At 61.9% G+C, this 17913-nt stretch carries 15 protein-coding genes; 3 read left to right on the plus strand and 12 right to left on the minus strand.

Annotation, left to right across the window (positions count from 1 at the left end; genetic code table 11):
* Window positions 1–77: 77 nt before the first annotated feature.
* Window positions 78–4418 carry a DUF7133 domain-containing protein gene (locus KBB96_RS01850; protein ID WP_226373690.1) on the minus strand — a complete coding sequence of 1447 codons (4341 nt, stop codon included), beginning with the start codon at window positions 4416–4418 and terminating at the stop codon, window positions 78–80.
* Here KBB96_RS01850 and KBB96_RS20910 point away from each other — a divergent pair.
* A complete protein-coding gene (locus KBB96_RS20910; RefSeq protein WP_226373726.1) occupies window positions 4299–4592 on the plus strand; it encodes a hypothetical protein in 294 nt (97 codons plus the stop codon). The two genes, KBB96_RS01850 and KBB96_RS20910, sit on opposite strands and share 120 nt — an antisense overlap.
* A gap of 20 nt (window positions 4593–4612) precedes the next feature.
* Here KBB96_RS20910 and dtd read toward each other — a convergent pair whose 3' ends face one another.
* Window positions 4613–5065 carry a D-aminoacyl-tRNA deacylase gene (dtd, locus tag KBB96_RS01855; protein ID WP_211631789.1) on the minus strand — a complete coding sequence of 151 codons (453 nt, stop codon included), beginning with the start codon at window positions 5063–5065 and terminating at the stop codon, window positions 4613–4615.
* 66 nt (window positions 5066–5131) lie between these two features.
* On the opposite strand from dtd, the gene KBB96_RS01860 reads away from it, so the two are divergent.
* Window positions 5132–6175, plus strand: coding sequence for a S66 family peptidase (locus KBB96_RS01860; RefSeq protein WP_211631790.1), 1044 nt, complete (start codon window positions 5132–5134; stop codon window positions 6173–6175).
* 68 nt (window positions 6176–6243) lie between these two features.
* Window positions 6244–7473, plus strand: coding sequence for an MFS transporter (locus tag KBB96_RS01865; RefSeq protein WP_211631791.1), 1230 nt, complete (start codon window positions 6244–6246; stop codon window positions 7471–7473).
* 19 nt (window positions 7474–7492) lie between these two features.
* On the opposite strand, the gene KBB96_RS01870 is transcribed toward KBB96_RS01865, so the two are convergent.
* The 10 genes from KBB96_RS01870 to KBB96_RS01915 form a co-directional block, all read right to left on the minus strand.
* Window positions 7493–8413: a hypothetical protein gene (locus tag KBB96_RS01870; protein WP_226373621.1), complete on the minus strand. Its 921-nt coding sequence runs from the start codon at window positions 8411–8413 to the stop codon at window positions 7493–7495.
* Between the two features lie 122 nt (window positions 8414–8535).
* A complete protein-coding gene (locus KBB96_RS01875; RefSeq protein WP_211631792.1) occupies window positions 8536–9141 on the minus strand; it encodes a PEP-CTERM sorting domain-containing protein in 606 nt (201 codons plus the stop codon).
* A 235-nt stretch (window positions 9142–9376) separates the two neighbouring features.
* Window positions 9377–10993 carry an L-aspartate oxidase gene (nadB, locus tag KBB96_RS01880; protein WP_211631793.1) on the minus strand — a complete coding sequence of 539 codons (1617 nt, stop codon included), beginning with the start codon at window positions 10991–10993 and terminating at the stop codon, window positions 9377–9379.
* Between the two features lie 136 nt (window positions 10994–11129).
* Window positions 11130–12626, minus strand: coding sequence for an NADH-quinone oxidoreductase subunit N (locus KBB96_RS01885; RefSeq protein ID WP_211631794.1), 1497 nt, complete (start codon window positions 12624–12626; stop codon window positions 11130–11132).
* Between the two features lie 27 nt (window positions 12627–12653).
* Window positions 12654–14162 (minus strand): complex I subunit 4 family protein, encoded by a 1509-nt coding sequence (locus KBB96_RS01890; protein WP_211631795.1) that lies wholly within the window; start codon window positions 14160–14162, stop codon window positions 12654–12656.
* Between the two features lie 42 nt (window positions 14163–14204).
* Entirely contained in the window at window positions 14205–16034 is a 1830-nt protein-coding gene (gene nuoL / locus KBB96_RS01895) for an NADH-quinone oxidoreductase subunit L (protein ID WP_211631796.1), read from the minus strand.
* A gap of 33 nt (window positions 16035–16067) precedes the next feature.
* The gene (gene nuoK / locus KBB96_RS01900) at window positions 16068–16388 is read right to left on the minus strand and encodes an NADH-quinone oxidoreductase subunit NuoK (RefSeq protein WP_211631797.1); all 321 of its coding nucleotides are present in this window, start codon (window positions 16386–16388) and stop codon (window positions 16068–16070) included.
* Between the two features lie 121 nt (window positions 16389–16509).
* Window positions 16510–17100, minus strand: coding sequence for an NADH-quinone oxidoreductase subunit J family protein (locus KBB96_RS01905; protein WP_211631798.1), 591 nt, complete (start codon window positions 17098–17100; stop codon window positions 16510–16512).
* Between the two features lie 22 nt (window positions 17101–17122).
* A complete protein-coding gene (locus KBB96_RS01910) occupies window positions 17123–17296 on the minus strand; it encodes a hypothetical protein (RefSeq protein ID WP_211631799.1) in 174 nt (57 codons plus the stop codon).
* Window positions 17297–17311: 15 nt separating this feature from the next.
* Window positions 17312–17878 (minus strand): NuoI/complex I 23 kDa subunit family protein, encoded by a 567-nt coding sequence (locus tag KBB96_RS01915; protein WP_211631800.1) that lies wholly within the window; start codon window positions 17876–17878, stop codon window positions 17312–17314.
* Window positions 17879–17913 lie beyond the last annotated feature (35 nt).

Raw genomic sequence — 17913 nt, forward strand, 5'->3', positions numbered from 1 at the left:
CGCGGGCGGCTGGAGTGGCAGGATGAATCGGGGGGCGGACGACACGCCCCCCGGAAGAGCGAAGTGGAGCCCGAGGTCTACTTCGGATTCGCTTTCAGATAGGCGGCCATATCCTTCGTCACGATCAACTGCCCGTGCATGACGGCCCAGTGACCTGGGAAGGTGCAGACGAACTCGTAGGTGCCTTCCTCCGCCGGTGCGGTGAACTGGATCGTCTCCTTCTTGCCGGCTTCGATCAACTTGGTAGCGGCGAGAATCCGCGGATCCTTGTCCGGCACATAGGCGCGGCCTTGGGAATCGAGCTTCCCGGGCGGCTGGGCTTGGACGGATTCCGCGACTTCCTTGTAGGTGCCAGGCTTCACGAACACGATGTTGTGCGGCATGGCATCCGGGTTTTCCAAGGTCAGTGATACCGGTTTGCCCGCTTCCAGTACCAGCTTGGTGACATCGAAGCGCAACTGCTCCGGCACGGTCTTCACAACCACCATCCGGATCGAGAGGTTATCGAGACGAGCGGAGACTTTGGCCGCATCCGCCGCTGACAGCGAGCCTGCGAGGTCGCGTGCGATTTTCAGCGTGGAAATGAACTCCGGAGAGGTGCGGTCGCTTGCCTCCGTGCGTGCCGCCCAGGCAGTCACCGCATCGAGCATTTTCGCGGTCTTGTCCGCGGACCATGCGTTGCGCGGCAGGCGGTTGACGCCCTTGAGGGCCATCGGGATCTCCTCCCCGCGGACAATCATTTCCGCCAGACCATTGAAGACCTGGCCGGGCTCCTTCTTCATGGATACCAGCGCTTCGATGGCGGAGTCACGGATCGATCCCATCGGATCCAGCGGCACTGCGACGCGCAGTGACGGCTTCGGCGCCGGGATGTGGTTCTTCTGGAACAGCGGCTTGCGCTTCGCGTCGAGGATCGTGAGTGTGAACTTGTCGAGTCGATCCTCATAGCCGGTGCGGTTCCACACGGTGACGGCGTTGATCGCCTGAGGGGTTTTCAGGTCAAGCTCCCACCATGGACGTTTCGAGTTTTCCTCGGTGTGGGACTGGGTGCCGGATTCGAAGTCACCATTGGTATTGCCATCGATCGCATGATCGGCGGTGCCGCCGAACGCGGTGGTTGATTGGGTGGCGCTACCGCTGCCCGCGATGTTCTTGTCCCCGGAAAACACCTGCACTTCGGCGAGGGTGAGGGTGCCTTTGGGCAGCTCGATGCGGACGTAGCGTGCGGCTCCGGGGCCGTTCGCATCCAATGCGGCCTTGATCGGCGCCGGCAGCGTTCCCAGCAGCGGCATTACCTTGTCGAAGGCGGAAGCGCGCAGTGTGGCATCCGGCAGCAATTGAAGCGCTCCGAGGAAATCCACCAGCGAGCCAACCGATTTGGTGGCGAGGTTCCACTGCGGTTCGATCGAGCCATCGACGCGGATCAACGCGGCGGTGGCGAAGCGGCGCAGGGTCTCGGCGGATTGTCCGCCTGCGAGTTGCTCCAGTTCGGCGCGTGTGGACTTCAGATCAGCCGGGGATTCCGAGAGCAGCAGGCGGGCAAGTTCCTCCGCAGCTTTGCCGCCGGTTTTCGCCATGGGTATCAAGGTCTCCAAAAGCACCTGGACCGGCTTCTGGCTCTTGAGCTTCGCCAGATCGTCCAGTGCGGTTTTGCGCTGCTCGGAGGAAATCTCCGGCCGGGTGAGCATCGCATTCAGGGCGAAGGTGGACTTCGGCAGCTTGGCGAGTTCCGCGCCGTTCAAGGAACCGACGATATACTCGGAGCCCTCCGGATTGCCGCTGGCGATGGTCTTCCCATCCATGATGGCCTGCTTCCACCATGGCGCGAGCTGGCGCATGGTTTCCTTCAAGCAGTAATCGAGGTAGTAATCCGTGGGCTGCTTCAGCGCGAGCAGGGCGATGTCCGCGGCTTCCCATTCACGGAAGAAACTGGCGACACGGACGGCCTCCAGGCGCACGCGCGGAGCTTCATCCGCCGCGGCTTTTTTCAAGAGGACGAGGGCGTTCGGTACGCGGTCCCGCCAGTAGCCGAGCACGCGCACACCCTGCGCACGGGCGCGTGGTTCCTTGGAAGAGAGGACGCGGTTGAGAAGGCCGAGGTCGACCGTGTCATGCCACTGGTGGACCCAGAGGGCCTCCAGCAGGTTGTGTTCGAACTTCGGATCCTTTTCATCCAGTGTTTCGATCCACTGCTTCACACCGGCGATGACCTGCTTGGAGTCGTGCTTGCCGAGCTCGATCTTCGCACGCTGGCGGACATTGTCTTCCGGCTCCTTCAGCAGCTCGAGCAACGCGGCGACCGGCTGGCCGTCGATCTTCTTGGGCTCCAGCAGCGGGCGGCCTTCGTAGGTGATGCGGTAGAGGCGGCCATGCTGGTGGTCGCGGTTCGGATCGCGGAGGTGGTGCTGGAGATGGCCGATCAGCATCTGCGACCAGTCCATGAAATACAGCGAACCATCCGGTGCCACGGTGATGCCGGAGGGACGGAAATTCGGGTTCTTCTGGATGTCCGTTGAGACGAGGTGTTCAAGTGTCTCGCCTTTGATGCCGGATCCTTCCTCGGTGATCTTCGCACGGAAGATGCCCTGGATGCTGATCACGTTCGTGTTCAGGAACTGTCCCTGCCAGTCATCGGGGAAGTGGCGGCTGCTGAGGATCGTGGTGCCCGGGCAGGGGCGCGACGGACGGTCCCAGAACGGCTGCATCTGCGGATGCGCGCCTTCATCGAGGAAGCCGCTCATCGCGGGCCCGAAGTAGTTCACATTGCCGGTGGCGTCCGTGATGAGGTCGTTGCCCCAGTAGTCGAACACGCGGCCGTGGGGATTCGCGAACCCATAGGGGGCGTGGCGGATGAATTTGCCGGTATTCGGCTCATAGCGGTAGATGCAGCCGTTCTGGTTGCGGACCACTCCATCGCGGGTTTCCACGTTGGTGCGATGGAAGACGCCGTCGCTGAGATAGACGGCACCTCCCGGTTCGAGGCACATCGAGTTGGTTTCGTGGTGGGAATCGGCGGCATCGAGGCCGGTGAGCACGCGTTCCTTCCAATCGGCCTTGCCGTCGCCATCGGTGTCACGGATGTACCAGAGATCCGGCGATTGCATGACCAGCACGCCGTCCTTGTAGAACTGGAAGCCGGTCGGGCAGTTCAGACCGTCCGCGAAGGTGGTCACCTTGGCAGCCTTGCCGGTCTTGGGGTCGAGATCGAAGACCAGCAGCTTGTCGAACTCCTTGGTGGTCGGACTGGTTTCGGGATAATTCTTCCAAGCGGAGATCCACAGGCGACCCTTCGTGTCGAAGGCCATCTGCACCGGGTTGACCAGATCGGGAAAGGTTTTCTCCGAGGCCACCAGCTCGACTTTGCAGCCTGCGGGCAGCTTGAGGTATTTGATGGCTTCCTCCGGATCGGTATAGGGGACGGGTTCCTTGCGGTTCGGCGGGGTGGCTTCCACAGGAGGGAGATTGTCGTCCTTCACCACGAGGTCGCCGCCCTTGGCGACGGCCCATACGCGCTGGTCGCGGTTGGCGGTCTTCACATCGCGCTGCGCCATTTCCTGATTCAGGATGCGGGCGTTGGTGATGCCTTCATAGGAGATCAGCGAGCGGCCGCCGTAGATGTTGTACTGGTCGACGGTGCGGTAGCGGTGGTGCCACTGTTCGTTCTTGTCGACCACGGCTTGACGGATGCGCGCCAGCTTCGGATCGTCCATGGGGCCGGCTTCGCGACCGAACAAGGCCTTGAACTGAATGGGGGCGAGCTGCTTGTCGCCCTCATCGGTGAGATGGATACCGTTGATGGTGAGCGGAGTCTTGGTCTTGGCGTAGAGATCACGCGAGGCGTCGTAAAGGTTCACGAACGGCACCTTGGCGGCCTTTGCCACTTCCGCCATCGCCTGCGTGTAGAGGGCGAGGTTGCGGTTGTTCTTTGCGGGATCGGTTCCGACAATGGCTTCCTGGGCGATCGGGGAAACGAGCACCACCCGGCAATGGCCCTTGCCGTTGTAGTTGGCGGTGAGCTGGGTATCGAGGTAGGACGCCAGCGCGACCTTGAACTTCTGGAGGCCTTCCTCGCCCTTGAAGGACTCGTTGAATCCCCAGTAGGCGATGATCACATCCGCGCCGAAATCAGCACCGGCCTTGTAGGTGACCTTGGTATTGTCGGGCGGTGTGAAGTCGCCCTTTTTCATGGAGAGGAAGAAGCTGGTTGGTGGCACGTCCTCCGAACGCGGGTGGACGTTGATCTCGTCCCCGTTGAAGCCGAGGTTGCGAATCGTCAAGTCCATGTCGGGGTAAGCCCGGTGGATCAGGGCTTCCAACCAAGCCTGGTGCTGCTGGCGATCGGCGAGTCCGCTGCCGACAATGGCGATGTGATCGCCTTTGTGGAGTTGAAGTGGAGCCTCTTGCGCCCTTGCGACCATGCAAATGGATGGGGCGAGGGCGATTCCAAGGAGAGAATGGGATCGAAAGGTCATGACCGGAATAGAAGGAAGGTGCCGGTGGTCAATTTTCGACAAAATGAAACAAACCGGAAACCGATGGATAATACCGGTCTTAACCCGACCATTCTTGCAGGGATTGGGGGAAATCTGTGAATTAGCCCGAATTTGACCGATTATTCCTTCGCCCGGCTGTCCATGACGATCGTGACCGGGCCGTCGTTGACCAACGCCACTTTCATGTCGGCGCCGAAGATGCCCCGTCCCACGGGTTTGCCGATATGCCCTTCCACCAAGGAGCAAAAGCCCTCGTAGAGCGGCTCGGAAATCTCCGGTCGCGCAGCCCGGATGAAGGAAGGGCGGTTGCCCTTCTTCGTGGAGGCGTGGAGGGTGAACTGGCTGACGACGATCAGATTTCCTCCGCAGTCGATCACCGAGCGGTTCATTTTTCCTTCCTCGTCGCCGAAGATCCGCATGGCCGTGATCTTCGCCGCCAGCCACACGGCGTCCTCTTCGCCATCGCCATCCTCGATTCCCAGCAGCACCAGCAGGCCGGGGCCACAGTGGGAAACGAGGTGACCGTCGACGCGGACGGAAGCTTCGAGGACACGTTGGACGACGGCGCGCATGGTCGTTAGATTGCCTCGCGGTCTCGCGGAAGAAAAGCGAAGCCGTGGATCATTTCCCGACCGACCATGACCATGGGCATCCTCTACCCCGAACCTCTTGTCCAAGGCCGTGTGATTGGCGTGACGGCGACCTCCAGCGGAGTGGAGGCGCCGTCCCACATCCAGCGGCTGGAGTTGATCGAAGCTCAACTGCGGGCGGAAGGCTATGAGGTGATCGAGGGAAAGTGTCTGCGCGGCGATCACAAGCATGTCAGCGGATCGGCGGCGGAACGTGCGGCCGACTTCACGGTTCTCTGGAATGATCCGCAGGTCGCCGTGGTGTTTCCACCATGGGGCGGGGAACTTTTGATTCCGATCCTCACGCACCTCGATTTTGAAGCACTCGCCCGGCATCCGAAGTGGGTGATGGGTTATTCGGATACCTCGACATTGTTGTTCGCACTCACGGTCACTGCGGGGATCGCCACCGCGCATGGCTATGGGTTGCTCGACCTTGTGCGCGATCAGGAATGTGGTGCGTGGGATACGGCGTTTGGTGTGCTCGGCACGGGTGGTGGTTTTGAGTTCACCCAGACCAGCTTTGAACGTCATCAGGTCACCTACATCCCCTACGAGGAACGGGTGGATGCGAAGTTCAACCTCACCGAGCCATCCGCGTGGAAGCGGCTTGGTTGTGCGGAGCCATGCGCGTTATCAGGCCGTCTCATCGGCGGCTGCCTCGATACGGTGGTTCACCTGGTAGGAACGCCCTATGGAGACCTGCCTGCATTCATCGAACGTCACGTGGCGGACGGGGTGATCTTGTTTCTTGAGAACTGCGAGCTGACTCCCTGCCAGGTGGCCCGCTCGCTGTGGCAGATGAGACTGGCGGGTTGGTTCGAGGGGCTTTCGGGCATGATGTTCGGAAGGTCCGCAGCGAGGGACGTGAACGATCCGGAGTCGTTGAGCTACGTGGAGGCCGTGGCGTCGGTGGTCGGCGATCTTTCTATTCCCGTGCTATATGATGCGGACTTCGGGCATCGGCCGCCGCAGATGATTCTGGTGAACGGGGCGGTGGCATCGGTGGAGTGGCGGGATGGAAAGGCGGTCGTGACGCAGCGTTTTATCTGACGCGCGCGTTTTCGGACTCCGTGGATTTCCGGGATTGTCCGCGCGTGCGGGTTTCCTAGCGTCGGCTTGTGTCCGACACCGTCCGTGAATCCCGCTCCCGCATGTTGCCGGTGATGTGGACGATGTGCTTTTTCCTCGGGCTCTCGCCGGGTTTCTGGGGATCGGCGCTGACCAATATCCTGAACGCGAAAGGGCTGGGGGATTGGATCACGCTGGCATTTCTGGTCACTCCCTGTGCGGCGCTCGTTTCACCATTGATTGCGGGAGCTCTCGCGGACCAGAGGATCCGGGCGGAACGATTGCTGGGGATCATCGCGTTGCTCGGGGCGGCACTGCTGCTGGCGGCTTTCTGGACGCTGGAGCATGACTGGAACCCGTGGTGGTTCATCGGGTTTCTCGCGTTACATGCTCTTTTCGCCGGGCCCATGTGGGGACTGGGGACGATGATCGCCCTCACGCATCTGCCGAATGGCGAGCGCCAATTTCCACTGGCCCGCATGGGAGGAACGATCGGCTGGATGGCGGCAGGGCTGGCGACGAGCTATTTGCTGAACGGCGACCGCACGGTGGCCTCAGGGTATGCCTCGGTGATTTCACGCGTGGTGCTGGGTTTGCTGGCGTTCACCCTGCCCGCCACCCGTCCGAGCGCTCCGGGTCGCCGGTCATGGACGAGCTTGTTGGGACTGGAGGCCTTCGGGTTGTTGCGGGAGCGAGATCACTTCGTGTTCTTTTTCACGACGGCGCTGCTGTCGGTGCCGATGTCCGCGTTCTACATGTTCGTGCCACGGCATCTGGAGGCTCTTGGAGACCTGCATGCCTCGGCCACGATGACGCTGGGCCAGTGGTCGGAGGTCGGCGCGATGATCCTGGTGGGGGCGGTGATGGCCCGCTGCCGGGTGAAGACGGTGCTGGTGTGGGCGCTGGGGCTGACGCTGGTGCGGTTCGCCTGCTTCACCGTGGCAGGTGGAACGGGGATCCGCGGCTGGCTGATCGCGGGCGTGTCGCTTCACGGCATCGCCTACACGTTTTACTTCATTACCGCGCAGATCTTCCTGGACCGGCGGGTGCCGCCTGGATTGCGGGGGCAGGCGCAGGGATTGCTCACCTTGGTCTCATCCGGGATCGGGACTCTGACCGGGACGATGTTCGTCGGGTATCTCCACCGCCTTACAGTGGTCGGCGGCGCGGGAGGCTGGCAGGCCTTCTGGGCGGTGTTGACCGTGATCCTGCTGCTGTGCCTGATCCTTTTTGCGGTGCTCTACAAGGGAGCTCCGTCATCGCAGGAACGGAAATCGTGAAAGGCGATCCGCCGCCTTCCTATTGCCCGATCGGCTTTTTCTGGAACTCCTCGTCACGCAGCTTGCGGAGGTATTCGAGATACTTGCGCTGGGCGTCGAGAGTCGGATCGGTGGTATCCTGACCGTATTTTTTCCAAGGGCCGTAAGGCACCTGACCGGCTTCCACGAAGCGCCAATGGACCTTCTGACCGGAGGTGATGCCGAGGTAGTCGCGGACGGACGGGGAAATATCGATGCCGGCGGACTGGTTGGAGGTGTTCTTCGGCGGCTTGTTGCCGAAGACGTATTCCCAATCGTCCGTCACCCACGGGCCGCAATCCTCCCACTGGGCGTAGCAACTCCGGTTGTTGTAGTAGATCTGGAGCCAGCGGCCCTTGCAGACGGTCTTGCCCGGTTCCGGGTTGAGCCGGCCGAACCACGGGATCACCCTGCTCGCTTCCGGCTTGTGGAAGGTCGAACTGATGACGTCGTTGTAGGGCAGGGCGATGTAGAAAGGATTGAGCTTCGGCGAGAAGGATTTCGGCCGGAAATCACCGGTTTTGAAATCCGCGACGCGGCTGCCGGGCTCGGGATCATCGAAGCCGCCGAAATTCGAGGTCCACGCTTGGTCCCAGGAAGACTTGGTGTTGGGCGTGGGATTGTTCTGGGAAGGAAGCTCACCGATCCAGAAGACGGTGGCGGTGACGGACATGCGCCACGGATAGAGCACGCGGGCCGTGGGATCGACAGGGCGTGCGGGCGCGGCGGAGAGATTGCTGGTGGGGATCACCACCCGGGGAGCCGCACCGGAAGCCGCAGTGCCGACGCTGGGCTGGGGGCTGGTAGGCACGATCACCCGGGGTACGCCGCTTGCCGTGGCCGCCGTCTGGGCCTGAGAAAACGAACCCGCTGCGAGCAGCAGCGGGAAGGTCACGGCGAGTGTGGCACGGGTCGTGATCATGCGGAGGGAATGTCCGGACGCCCCCCCGGGGGGCGCCGAATGAAACTGCATTCTCCGGATTTCGGAGGCTGGCGCAAGGCAAAAGCCGACCGTTAGAGGAGCGGTCGGCAGGCCTTGGAGGATCAGCGCTTCCGGCGGAGCAGGCCGACGGAGGCAAGTCCGATCAGGAGAACGGAACTCGGTTCCGGAACCACCGCCCAGGTCACGACGTCCTGGCGGGTGTCGTTGGTGAGGTAGGTGAGGGCCACCGGGGTGTAGGTGTTCACGTTCGCCAGATAGTTGTTGGCGGCGGCGACCACTGCCGGGGAGTCCAGAAGGCGGACATTACCGGAGGAAAGGGAGCCATTGTCACCCATCACGATTTCCCAGATCGCGGCCTGGACGCCTGCGGCATCCACATTCGTCTGGCCGGAGGCGAGGTAGCCACCCACCAGACGCGAAATGGTGTCATACTGGGTCAGCGACAGCGGATTCTGGATGTTGTAAACCAGATTTTCGCCATACGAGAGACCTGCAAGAGGTTCCACGCAGAAGGCTGGGCCGAAATCGAAGTTCAACTGGCCGGCGTTCTGGAGTTCGCCGTGGGCCGGATTGCCGTCAAAAGTGACGTTCACCAGCACTTGGGGGTTCGCATCAATCAGATGCGCCTGAAGCGTTTGGGCGTTTACCCGGCCTGAAACCAAGGCCAAGGCGATCGCTGCCACGCCAAGTAGCAGTTTCGTTTTCATGTGGGGGGAGGCTCGTAGTGAAGCGTTAGAGAGCACCCCGCATCAAGCCCAACCGCCGGATCGGGCAATTTGCCCGATTGTGCAATTCTGTAACTATCTCATAATGAGTTATTTAAATTGGGTCAAAAATTGGTGTGTATCCAATCCATCATAACTCGATGATATTTAATGCTTCCTTATCATCATGCAAAACCACGGGTAAAACTCCGTAGATCCTGTCCCAACTATCAGGTTTTTAGAACTTCCGCAGGATCGTATCGCGCTTCAACCGCTCGACCGCCTGGGGGTGATCGAGGGTGAAGTGAAGGCCACGGGATTCCTTGCGGCGAATGGCGCAGTCCACGATCAGAGCGGCGACGGTCACGAGGTTCCGGAGTTCAAGGATATCCGCATTGACGCGGTGGCCCCAGTAGAACTCGCGGACCTCTTTCTTGAGGTTCCGCAAGCGAGTGGCGGCGCGACGGAGGCGGTTCTCGGTGCGGACGATGGAAACGTAGTCCCACATCAGGCGGCGGATCTCGTCCCAGTTGTGGTAGATCACAACCAGTTCGTCCGGCTCGGCCACGTCACCGTGGTGCCACTCGGGGATCGCCGGGGCCTCGTCCTCATGAGGCTTTTCCGGTGAGTAGAACTTCAGCATCTCGTCCAAGGCGCGGCGGGCGGTGACATTGCCCTCCAGCAGCGAGTTCGAGGCGAGGCGGTTCGCTCCGTGGAGGCCGGTGCAGGCGACCTCGCCGATGGCGTAGAGCCCGCGGACGGAGGTCTTGCCATCCACATCCGTGACCACGCCGCCGCATTGGTAGTGGGCGGCGGGGACGACGGGGATCGGCTGCTTCTCGCAGTCGATGCCGTATTTCAGCAGGTTCTGATAGATGAAGGGGAAGTGCTCCTTCATGAAGCCCAGAGGCTTGTGGGTGACGTCCAGATAGACGCAGGGCGCGCCGGTGCGCTTGATCTCGCGGTCGATTGCGCGGGCGACGATGTCGCGGGGGGCGAGCGAGCCACGCGGATCGCTCTTCTTGGTGAAATCCTCACCCTTGGCATTGATGAGGATGCCGCCCTCGCCGCGGACCGCCTCACTGACGAGGAAGGAGCGGGCCTCGGGGCCGGTGGCGGCGGGGTTGTAGAAGCAGGTCGGGTGGAACTGGATGAACTCCATGTTCGCCACATTGGCACCAGCCCGCCAAGCCATCGCCACGCCGTCGCCGGTGGCGGCGTCCGGGTTGGTGGTATAGAGATAGACCTTGCCGCAGCCACCGGTGGCGAGGACCACGCGGTCCGAGCGGAACACCTGGACCGCGCCGGTTTTGCGATCAAGGACGTAGGCTCCCAGTGCGCGGTCATCGATGACCGCGCCGAGCTTGGCGGTGGTGATCAGGTCGATGGCGTAGTGGTGTTCGAGAATCGTGAGATTCGGCGTGTTGCGGGCCTGTTCCACCAATGCGCGGGCGATTTCCCGGCCGGTGGTGTCGCGGGTGTGAAGGATGCGGCGCTGGGAGTGGCCGCCTTCCTTGCCGAGCTGGTAGTGGCCGTTCTCGCGATCGAAGCCTACGCCGTAGCCGGTGAGATCATCAATGGTGGCCACGCCTTCTTCGACGATGATGCGGACGGCGGCTTCGTCGCAAAGGCCGGCACCAGCGTCGAGGGTATCGGCGACGTGCTTTTCAAGGGTATCGCCCTCGTCGCAGAATCCCGGGGGCAGCACGGAGGCGATGCCGCCTTGGGCCCACGCGGTGTTGGATTCAAAGACGCCGCCCTTGGCGAGCACGATGACGGAGCCGTGTTTGGCGGCCCGGATGGCGAAACTCAGTCCGGCGATGCCGGCGCCGATGACAAGGAAGTCGGCGGTCATGGGGTGGCGGGAAGCATTGGAGGCAACTTCCTCGCGGAAAAGGCAAATCTGTCACTCCCCTACAAAGGAACAGGCTCCGGGGAGTGGACCCCGGAGCCTGTGGAGATTTGAAATTTCAAATTTGAGATTCCTACGGTCAACCCAGCAGCCAGAGCACCGGCTGAGGCCACACGCCGAGGAGCAGGACCAGCACCGTCAGGACGGCCACCACCGCGCGGGTGATTGGTGGCAGGACGAGTGCCTTCGCGTTGTCGGCGGAGGGCTGCCACCACATCGCGCGGATGGTCTTGAAATAGTAGTAGAAACCGGCGGCTGCGGCGATGAAGCCGAGGACGACTCCCCACCAAAGCTGATGTTTCACCGCCAGCGAAAAGACAAGAAACTTGCCGATGAAACCGGCGGTGAGCGGCACACCTGCGAGTGCTGCAAGCAGGACGGTGACGGCGAGCGCGAGCAGCGGATTGCGCTGGCCGAGGCCGTTGAAGTCCTCGATGCGCTCGCCCTCGCTCTGGATGCGGACCTGGCCGAGCACGAAGAACGTGCCGAGGGTCATCAGCAGGTAGGTGGCGAGGTAGAAGGACACGGCCTTCACCGAGCCGAGCAGGTTGCCTTCATCGGTGTTCCAAGCGGCGAGGGCCAGCAGCAGGAAACCGGCGTGGGCGATGGAGGAATAGGCGAGCAGGCGCTTGAAGTTCGTCTGCGGGATGGCGGCGAGATTGCCGAAGAGGAGAGTGAAGCAGGCCAGCACCAGCAGCAGCACCAGAACGGAACCGCGGACCGGAGACTCCGGAGCGAGGAAGGGCTGGAGGAAACGGATGAGGAGGACGAAGCCCGCGGCTTTCGATCCGACGGAGAGGAAGGCGGTAGTGGGGGTGGGGGCACCCTGATAGACGTCCGGGATCCAGACCTGCATCGGTGCGGCGCCAACCTTGAAGCCGAGGGACACCATCACCAGCGCGATGCCGAAGAGCAGCGGCAGGTAGCCTTGGCCGGGTTCCTGCACGGACGGCTGGGAAGTGATCCACTCGCTGATACCGGCAAGACTCATGGTGCCGGTGCTGCCGTAAATCCAGGCGATGCCGTAAACGAGGAAGCCGGTGCTGAGAGCGCCGAGGATGAGGTATTTCACGCCTGCCTCCAGCGAACCGACATTGCGGCGCATGTAGGCGACGAGGATGTAGAAGGTGATGGTGACCAGCTCGAGGGCGACAAAGGCACCGGCGAGATCCTTGGCGGAGGCCATCCACATCATGCCCGCGCAGGCGAAGACCGGCAGCGCGTAGTATTCGCCGGTGCCGGATTCGGAACCCGGATGATCGGTGAAACGGGCGAGCACGCTGCGGAAGTCGATGGAAAGCAGGACGACGAGCAGGGTGCTGAGGAGAGCGAAGCCCTTGTAGAATTTCGCGAGGCTGTCGAAGGAGTAGAAGTTCCACAGCGGCCACTTCGCCCATGCTGCATCCGGCTTGGTTTCCGGTCCTACGGCGCAGAACAGGAGGCCGAGGATCACCGCCAGCCCGACCGCGGCCGCGCCGCCGACCCAGGCTTTCGAGCGGTTGGAGGAAAACGCCTCCGCCATCAGCAGGATGATGCCGAGTGCGACGGTCAGGGCTTCGAGGTAGTAAGCGGGCATGGGAGAGGAATGACGAATGACTGAATCTTATCGCAGCAGGTTGAGCAGGAGATTCGGGTAAAGCCCGACGGCCAGCAGTGCCACGATCAGAAGCAACGCCGGGATGCGCTCGGCGAAGGTGAGATCGGTGGTGGATTTCGTGGCGGGCACCGAGGGGCCTTGGAAGATACGGCGATAGGCGCGGAGCATGTAGATGGCGCTGATCACCACGCCCCAGATGGCGAGGATGCAGGCGATCTGGACGGGGCCGAGGCCGGATGCCGCGTTGTAGTTCTGGAAGGCGGAGAGGAAGACCATCACTTCACCGGCGAAGTTGGCGAGGCCGGGGAGGCCGATGGATGCCATGGCTCCGATGCCGAAGAGGAAGGCGAGGCCGGGCGTGGACTTGGCGAGGCCGCCCAAATCATAGAGATCGAGGGAACCGGTGCTGCGCTCGATCTTGTCAGCCAGTGAGAACTGCAGCGCGATGGAGATGCCGTGGGCGAACATCAGGATCACCGCGGCCGGGAGGGCGATGGTGTTCAAGGGCGTGAGGGAAGCGGTCCAACTCGCAGCCACGTGCTCCAAGCCACCAACATCCTCTCTTTGAATCCATTGGCCTTGGCTGGCGGCGAGAGCAGCGATGGCCAGGAAGATGTAGCCCATGTGCATCACCGACGAATTGCCGAGCAGGGTATCGAGGCGCTTCTGGTTGATGGTCACGTAGCCGACCCACAGGATATTGCCGAGCAGCAGGACCAGCAGCGGCGTGACCCAGGCATGCATTCCGACGGGCAGCAGCGGAATGGCGAGGCGGAGCAGGCCGTAGAGGCCGAATTTTTTCAGCACGCCCGCATGGAGCATGGAGGTGGGAGCCGGGGCGCTGGCGTAGGCCGGAGCGGCCCACGAGTGGAAGGGGAAGAGCGAGACCAGCGTGCCGAAGCCGACGAGCAGCAGCGCGGCGATGCCTTTCTGCGCCGCCGGGTCGATGGCGGTCTTTTCGGCGAGCATCTTCTGGATGTCGTAGGTGCCGGTGACATTCGCCAGCCAGACGAGACCGGCGAGGAGGATGATCGAGCCGAGGCCGAGATAGATGGTGATCTTCCAAGCGGCTTCCTTGCGCTCGCCGCGACCGAGCATGCCGATCATCAGGAAGGTGGGGATCAGTGCCAGTTCATGGAAGGCGTAGAAGAAGAACAGGTCGGTGGCGGCGAAGGCTCCGAGTGCACCGGCGGAGATCAGCAGCGAGGAGCCATACCAGAGCTTGTCCTTGCCTTCCGGAGACTTGCCGGTGAGCACGGCGGCCAGCGTGACGATCACGGAGAGCAAGATCATCACCACGCTCATGCCATCGATCAGGCCGAAGGAGAGGTGGAGTTCCGGCTTTTGCAGAACGGTTAACTTGGCGGCCCAACAGGTAGCCTTGGGCGTTATCGCTGCGGCGAGGCCGATCACCAGATTCGCCACTGCGGCGGCGATGGCGGTCAGGCGTGCCGGGGCACCGCAGAGGATGGCGATGAAGCCGAGAATCGGAAGGAGGACGAGAAGCGCGAGCATCGGATGGGATGGCTGGTGTTCAGGGTTCGATTTTCAGCGGCTTCAGTAGAACACGGTGAAGTAGATGACGGCGATCACACCGGCGCCGAAGGCGAAGGCGTAGCCCTGGAGGTTGCCGGATTGCACGCGGCGGAAGGTATTGCCGAAGCTCTCGGCGAGGCGGCTCAGGCCGCCGACTCCGAGACCGTCGATGAAGAAGCGATCGAAGAAGTGGACGATGGCGGCGAAGGCATCGGTGAAGAAGCGGACGACGAAGTTGTCGTAGAAGCTGTCGATGTAGAAGCGGTTGCGGAACAGCGGGATCGAGACCGGGTCCTTGTCCTTGCCGTTGTAAAGGACGAAGCCAGCGATGACTCCGATCGCCACGGCTGCCAGCGAAACCAAGGAGACCACGCTGGTGAAATCGAACAGGTGCTCCGGCTGCGCATAGGCGGGCGCGAGCTTTGAAGCGATGAAGGGATAACCGGCCAGAAGGCCGAGGGTCGCGAGGATGGCGAGTGGTATCCACATCAGCGGGCCGACTTCGTGAGCGTGGTCGGCACCGTGGTCGCGGGACTTGCCGAGGAAGGCGACGACGAACAAACGGGTCATGTAGAACGGCGTCAGCACCGCGACAGCGGCGGCGATCCAGAACAGGGCCGGGTTGTGATGGTGGGCGGCTTCGAGGATCTGCTCCTTCGAGAAGAAACCGGAGGTGCCTGGAATGGCGATCAGGGCGAGGAAACCAATGAGGAAGGTGAAGCCGGTGATCGGCATTTTCTTCAGCAGACCGCCCATCTTCCAGATGTCCTGCTCGTGGTGGCAGGCATAGATAACCGCGCCGGAACCGAGGAAGAGCAGGGCCTTGAACCAGGCGTGGGTGAAGAGGTGGAACATGCCCGCCTCACCGGCAGCCAGACCCACGGCCATCACCATGTAGCCAAGCTGGGAGAGGGTGGAGTAGGCCAGCACGCGCTTGATGTCGTCCTGCTGGGTGGCCATCAGCGCCGCGGCGAGGGCGGTGAGTCCGCCGGTCCAGGCGATGACCTTGCTGGAGAGAAGGGAGTGGAGGAGTTCCTCAGGCAGCTCGAGCGAGAGCTGCACGCGGAAGAGCATGTAGACACCGGCCGCCACCATGGTCGCGGCGTGGATGAGGGCGGAGACCGGAGTCGGGCCTTCCATAGCATCCGGCAGCCAGACGTGGAGCGGAAGCTGGGCGGACTTGCCGACCGCGCCGCAGAAGACACAGAGCAAGGCGGTGGAAAGCACGCCCGCGAAGATTTCCGGGTGGGTCTCCTTGAAGTGAAGAAATCCTTCGTGCATGTCGCCGAACGACAGCGCACCGGTGATGCCCCACAGCATGAGAATGCCGGCCATGAAGCCGAAGTCGCCGATGCGGTTGGTGATGAAAGCTTTCTTCGCGGCATTCGCGGCGGATTCCTTCTGATACCAGTGGCCGATGAGCAGGTAGGAGCTCAGGCCGACCAGTTCCCAGAACATGAAGGTCATGATGAAGTTCGACGACAGCACGATGCCGGTCATCGAGAACATGAAGAGCGAAAGGCCGGTGAAGTAGCGCGCTTTCGACTCATCGTCCTTCATGTAGGCGAGCGAGAAGATGTGAACCAGCAGGCCGACGCCGGTCACCACGATCATCATGCCGGTGGACAGCTTGTCCAAGATGATGCCGAGATCGATTGAGAAGCCGCCTACGGTCGCCCACTTGATTGGATCCGGTGACCCCGTTTTGCCCAGCAGCAGGATGGCGATCACGAACGTGACCGCTGCGGACAACGTCGAAACGAGATGGGCCAGGCCGGTGCGTTTGAGCACAAGCTGGTTCGCCGCCGCGACGATGAGCGGCAGGAAGAGGAGGGTCCAGGCGAGGGTCATGGGCAGGAGAAAGTTTCAGGTGCCGCGTGGGGTTCAGCCGCGCATCGACGTGAGGTCGTCGGTGTGGATCGTCTGGCGGGCGCGGTAGAGGGCGACGATAATGGCGAGGCCGACGGCGACTTCGGCGGCGGCCACGGTGATCACGAAGAACACCAGCATCTGGGCGGCGGGATCGGGCAGGCCGGTCTTCGCGGTGTGGAAGCGGGAGAAGGCGATCAGCGTGAGGTTCGCGGCGCTGAGCATCAGCTCCAGGCACATGAACACGATGATGATGTTCCGGCGCAGCACCACGCCTGCGAGGCCGATGGCGAAGAGGAGGCCTGAAACGAGAAGATACTGATGAAGGCTGGCCATGATGGGAAAGCTCTAAGCACTAAATTTAAAATTCTAAACCAAGAGGGATGCTTCTGATGTTGGACGTTCGATCGGATGCTCTTCGTTTAGGATTTAGTGCTTGGGATTTAGGATTTGAATCTCAGGTCGTTTGGCGCTTGGAGAGAACCACCACGCCGACGGTGGCGACCAGGAGAAGCACGCCGAGGATCTGGAGCGGCAGGTTGTAGCCGGTGAAAAGTGTCTGGCCGACGATGTGGACGTCCGGGAGCTTGGCGGCGGGCAGTGGCTCGCCTTCGCGCGGTTGCGGATCAAGAGCGGCGACGATCTTCTCGCTCTTTTGCTCGCGGTAGTAGGCGGCGCCCTTCGCGAGATCGAGCTTCTGCGCCTGAAGGTCCGGGGTGCTGGAAAGAACGCCCGCGAGCTGGATGACGAAAGCGAGCACCAGCACCAGACCGGCGGCGATCGGAGCGATCTTGGTCTTGCGCTTCACCTCATCCTTGAGGTCCAGCAGCATGATGATGAAGAGAAACAACACCATGATCGCACCCGCATAGACGAGGATCTGGATGATGCCGGTGAAGTAGGTATCCAGTCCGACGAAGAGACCGGCGATGCCGACGAAGGAGGCCACCATCGAGAGCGCGCTAGAGACCGGGTTGCGGAAGCAGATGACGGCAACGCCGCCGATCAACATCAGCAGGGCGAAGATCCAGAAGAGAGGGGAAGGCATGGAAGTGATTGGGAAAAGGATCTCAGCGGTCGTATTTCAAACAAGCCCACCAGCCGGACATGCCGAAGCCAATGATGGCAAAGGATACGGCGGTCATGATCATACCGGGAATACTGAGGAGACCCATGTGGCTTACTGCCGCCGTAAGGGTGTATAACCCGGCCATGACGATGAGCGCTGCTGAAAGGGCTTTCATGGGGAGAACGTCGGATTACTTCAGCTCGTTCCACTTGTTGACGAGGCCCACCCGGACACCGCCGATTTCGTAAAGCTTCTTCTTGGTGTGGACCATGTCCTTCCGGCTCAGGCCGGTGATGGCGTAGTCCTTGCGGAGGAAGATCGCCTGCTCGGGGCAGACTTCCTCGCACATGCCGCAGTAGATGCAGCGGATCATGTCGATATCGAACTCGAGCGGACGCTTCTCCACCTTCGCCCACTGGTCGTCGGCGGGGATTTCGCTCGGGGTGATCTTGATCGCCTTCGGCGGGCAGATGAATTCGCAGAGCTGGCAGGAGACGCAGCGTTCGCGGCCCTGCTCGTCCGTCACCAGCGCGGGGGCGCCGCGGTAGTGCTCCGGCAGGTGCTCGTCCCACTTCTGCTCCGGATACTGCATGGTCACGCCGAGACCGGAGGAGGCGAGCTCCTTCGCGCCGCGGGACTTGCCGCGCATCGAATCGACGGCGTGTTTCATCGTGAGCAGGAAGCCCTTGATGAGCGCGCCGAAGTAGATCTTCTCACCGAAGCTCAGTTTCGGGCGTTTGACTTTGATGACGGCCATTTTTGGACAGAATTGACAGAATTTTCAAAATTTAC

It is taken from the genome of Luteolibacter ambystomatis, from assembly GCF_018137965.1.
Taxonomy (GTDB): domain Bacteria; phylum Verrucomicrobiota; class Verrucomicrobiia; order Verrucomicrobiales; family Akkermansiaceae; genus Luteolibacter; species Luteolibacter ambystomatis.